This is a genomic window from Streptomyces sp. NPDC002669, from assembly GCF_042889165.1.
Taxonomy (GTDB): Bacteria; Actinomycetota; Actinomycetes; order Streptomycetales; family Streptomycetaceae; genus Streptomyces.
The window spans coordinates 1-4021 of sequence record NZ_JBIAQQ010000068.1; the positions used below are offsets into that span (position 1 = coordinate 1).

Sequence of the window (4021 nt, forward strand, 5' to 3'; positions counted from 1 at the left end):
CCGCCCCCGGGGCGGCCGCTCCGCCGGGCGCTGGGTTTTTTCTTCGTTTTAATAATTTTATTAACCCCATGTGCTCAATATCAACGGCGGGCGGGGGGGGGGCCCCCGCGCCCCCCCCCCGACGGAGACCCCAGCACAGCAGAGGACCGACTGCACGAAGGGGAAGCCATGACAGCGACGACCGACGGAAGCACCGGGGCCGTGAACCCCCGCGCGGCCTCGGCCAGTGAACCGACCGACACAACCATCGCCGCGGACGACGTGCTCGCCGCCGCGCGGCGGGCCGCGGAACGCTCGGTGGAGCACCTCCTCGGCAAGCAGGACGAGCAGGGCTGGTGGAAGGGGGACCTCGCCACCAACGTCACCATGGACGCCGAGGACCTGCTGCTGCGTCAGTTCCTCGGCATCCAGGACCCCGGGACCGTCCGGGCGGCCGGTCTCTTCATCCGCGGCGAACAGCTGGGCGACGGCACCTGGGCCACTTTCCACGGCGGGCCCGGCGAACTCTCCACCACCATCGAGGCGTACGTGGCCCTGCGGCTGGCCGGGGACCGGCCGGACGAACCGCACATGGCCCGCGCCTCGGCCTGGATCAGGGAACAGGGCGGCATCGCGGCCGCCCGCGTCTTCACCCGGATCTGGCTCGCCCTGTTCGGCTGGTGGAAATGGGACGACCTGCCGGAGCTCCCGCCCGAGCTGATGTTCTTCCCCAAGTGGGCCCCGCTCAACATCTACGACTTCGGCTGCTGGGCCCGCCAGACCATCGTGCCGCTCACCATCGTCTCGGCGAAGCGGCCGGTGCGCCCCGCCCCGTTCGCACTCGACGAACTGCACACCGACCCGGCCAACCCGAACCCGCCCAGGCGCCCGGCCCCGGCGGCGAGCTGGGACGGCGTCTTCCAGCGCCTGGACCGGGTGCTGCACGTCTACCACCGGTTCGCCCCGCGCGGACTGCGCCGGATCGCCATGAACGCGGCGTCCCGCTGGATCATCGAACGCCAGGAGAACGACGGCTGCTGGGGCGGCATCCAGCCCCCCGCCGTGTACTCCGTCATCGCCCTGCACCTGCTCGGCTACGACCTGGACCACCCGGTGATGCGGGCCGGACTCGAATCGCTCGACCGGTTCGCGGTCTGGCGCGAGGACGGCGCCCGCATGATCGAGGCATGCCAGTCCCCGGTGTGGGACACCTGCCTCGCCACCATCGCGCTCGCCGACGCCGGGGTCAGCCCCGACCACCCGGCCCTCATCAAGGCCGCGGACTGGATGCTCGGCGAGGAGATCGTCCGGCCCGGCGACTGGTCCGTGCGGCGGCCCCGGCTCAACCCGGGCGGCTGGGCCTTCGAGTTCCACAACGACAACTACCCGGACATCGACGACACCGCGGAAGTGGTCCTCGCGCTGCGCCGGGTCCGCCACCCCGACCGGGCCCGCGTGGAGGCCGCCATCAGGCGGGGCGTGCGCTGGAACGTCGGGATGCAGTCCCGCAACGGGGCCTGGGGCGCGTTCGACGCGGACAACACCAGCGCCTTCCCCAACCGGCTGCCCTTCTGCGACTTCGGCGAGGTCATCGACCCGCCCTCCGCCGATGTCACCGGGCACGTGGTGGAGATGCTCGCCGTCGAGGGGAGGGCCGGGCACCCCGCGACCCGGCGCGGCGTCGAGTGGCTGCTGGCCGAACAGGAGGCGAACGGCGCCTGGTTCGGCCGCTGGGGCGTCAACTACGTGTACGGGACGGGTTCGGTGGTGCCCGCCCTGGTCGCCGCCGGGCTGCCCGTCACGCACCCGGCGATCCGGCGCGCGGTCCACTGGCTGGAGTCCGTGCAGAACGAGGACGGCGGCTGGGGCGAGGACCTGCGCTCGTACCACGAGGACGAGTGGATCGGGCACGGCGCCTCGACCGCCTCCCAGACCGCGTGGGCGCTGCTCGCGCTGCTCGCCGCCGGACGGCGCGACAGCGGGGCCGTGCTGCGAGGGGTGCGCTGGCTGATCGACACCCAACGGGCCGACGGCTCCTGGGACGAGCCGTACTTCACCGGCACCGGCTTTCCCTGGGACTTCTCCATCAACTACCACCTCTACCGGCAGGTCTTCCCGCTCACCGCCCTCGGACGGTACGTGTACGGCGAACCGTTCGCCGTCCGCAAGGGGGTCTGATGGGCGACGACCCCGGGCCGTCAGGGCCCGCGGCACCGCTGCTGATCGCCTGCGCGCTCGGCATCGAGCGGTTCGCCCTGCACAGCGGCCGGGGCCGGGCCGGTACGGCCCCCGGCCCCGTCACCGTCCTGCGCACGGGCATGGGCCCCAGGGCCGCCGAGGAGGCCGTGGGCCGGGCGCTGGCCCGGGGCCGCGCGTCCGGTGCGGCGGTACTGGCCTCCGGCTTCTGCGCCGGACTGTCCCCGGGGATGCACCCCGGGGACCTGGTGGTCGCCGACGAGACCCGGGAGGCCGAGGGGTCGACGGTCTGCACCGCCCCGGGCCTGCTCGCCGAGGCCCTGGCCGGTGCGGTGCCCGGCCGCACCGTCCACACCGGCCCGCTGGCCGGCTCCGCCCATGTCGTACGCGGACACGAGCGGGCCGAACTGCGGGCGACCGGAGCGATCGCGGTGGACATGGAGTCGGCCGCCACCCTGCGCACCGCCCTGCGGTCCGGACCACGTCCGGTTGCCGCCGTACGGGTGGTCGTGGATGCTCCGGAGCACGAGCTCGTCCGCATCGGCACGGTGCGCGGTGGAATATCGGCTTTCCGTGTTCTCCGTGCCGTCCTGCCGGCTTTCTACGAATGGCACCGATCTTTGCTGCTCCCCAGGAGGTGAGCCAGATGGCCATGCCGCTCCGTCAGTCCATCAAGGTGGCGACGTATCTCGCCGAACAGAAGCTCCGCAAGCGGGAAAAGTTCCCGCTCATCGTGGAACTGGAACCCTTGTTCGCCTGCAACCTCGCGTGCGAGGGCTGCGGGAAGATCCAGCACCCCGCCGGAGTGCTCAAGCAGCGCATGCCGGTCGCCCAGGCAGTGGGCGCCGTGCTCGAATCGGGTGCCCCGATGGTTTCCATCGCGGGCGGCGAACCGCTGATGCATCCGCAGATCGACGAAATCGTCCGGCAGCTGGTGGCACGGAAGAAGTACGTCTTCCTCTGCACCAACGCGGTGCTGCTGCGGAAGAAGATCGAGAAATTCACCCCCTCCCCGTATTTCGCCTTCGCCGTGCACATCGACGGGCTGCGCGAACGGCACGACGAATCGGTCGCCAAGGAAGGTGTCTTCGACGAGGCGGTGGCGGCGATCAAGGAGGCCAAGCGACGCGGCTTCCGGGTCACCACGAATTCCACCTTCTTCAACACCGACACCCCGCAGACCGTCATCGAGGTCCTCAATTACCTCAATGACGATCTGAAGGTCGACGAGATGATGCTCTCGCCCGCCTACGCCTATGAGAAGGCGCCCGACCAGGAACACTTCCTGGGCGTCGAGCAGACCCGCGAGCTCTTCAAGAAGGCGTTCGCCGGCGGGAACCGTGCCCGCTGGCGGCTGAACCACTCCCCGCTCTTCCTGGACTTCCTGGAGGGCAAGGCGGACTTCCCCTGCACGGCCTGGGCCATCCCGAACTACTCCCTGTTCGGCTGGCAGCGGCCCTGCTACCTGATGAGCGACGGCTACGTGCCGACGTACCGCCAGCTCATCGAGGAGACCGACTGGGACAAGTACGGCCGGGGCAAGGACCCGCGCTGCGACAACTGCATGGCGCACTGCGGCTACGAGCCCACCGCCGTGCTCGCCACCATGGGGTCGCTGAAGGAGTCCCTGCGCGCGGCGCGCGAGACGGTCTCCGGGAACCGGTGACGCCGTGACCGCTGGAGAGCCGGTCGCACTGGGTCTCCCCGGCCTGCCGGCCCGACCGCTCGCGGTGCGCCGCCCCTCGCGGCGCATCCAGGTCGGGTCGGTTGCGGTGGGCGGGGACGCGCCGGTGTCGGTGCAGTCGATGACCACGACGCGGACCTCGGACATCGGTGCGACGTTGCA

The 4021-nt window shown here is 71.1% G+C and carries 4 protein-coding genes; all 4 read left to right on the forward strand.

The features are described 5' to 3' along the window. Positions 1 to 168 precede the first annotated feature (168 nt). Positions 169 to 2157 carry a squalene--hopene cyclase gene (gene shc / locus ACFYW1_RS38875; RefSeq protein ID WP_389004544.1) on the forward strand — a complete coding sequence of 663 codons (1989 nt, stop codon included), beginning with the start codon at positions 169 to 171 and terminating at the stop codon, positions 2155 to 2157. Then, complete coding sequence (locus tag ACFYW1_RS38880) at positions 2157 to 2816, forward strand: 1-hydroxy-2-methyl-2-butenyl 4-diphosphate reductase (RefSeq protein WP_389004546.1); 660 nt, start codon at positions 2157 to 2159, stop codon at positions 2814 to 2816. The genes shc and ACFYW1_RS38880 overlap by 1 nt, the downstream gene beginning before the upstream one ends. 5 nt (positions 2817 to 2821) lie before the next feature. Beyond that, the gene (hpnH, locus tag ACFYW1_RS38885; RefSeq protein ID WP_389004548.1) at positions 2822 to 3841 is read left to right on the forward strand and encodes an adenosyl-hopene transferase HpnH; all 1020 of its coding nucleotides are present in this window, start codon (positions 2822 to 2824) and stop codon (positions 3839 to 3841) included. Between the two features lie 4 nt (positions 3842 to 3845). Next, positions 3846 to 4021: flavodoxin-dependent (E)-4-hydroxy-3-methylbut-2-enyl-diphosphate synthase (locus tag ACFYW1_RS38890; RefSeq protein WP_389004550.1), on the forward strand; the 176-nt coding region annotated here is incomplete at its 3' end.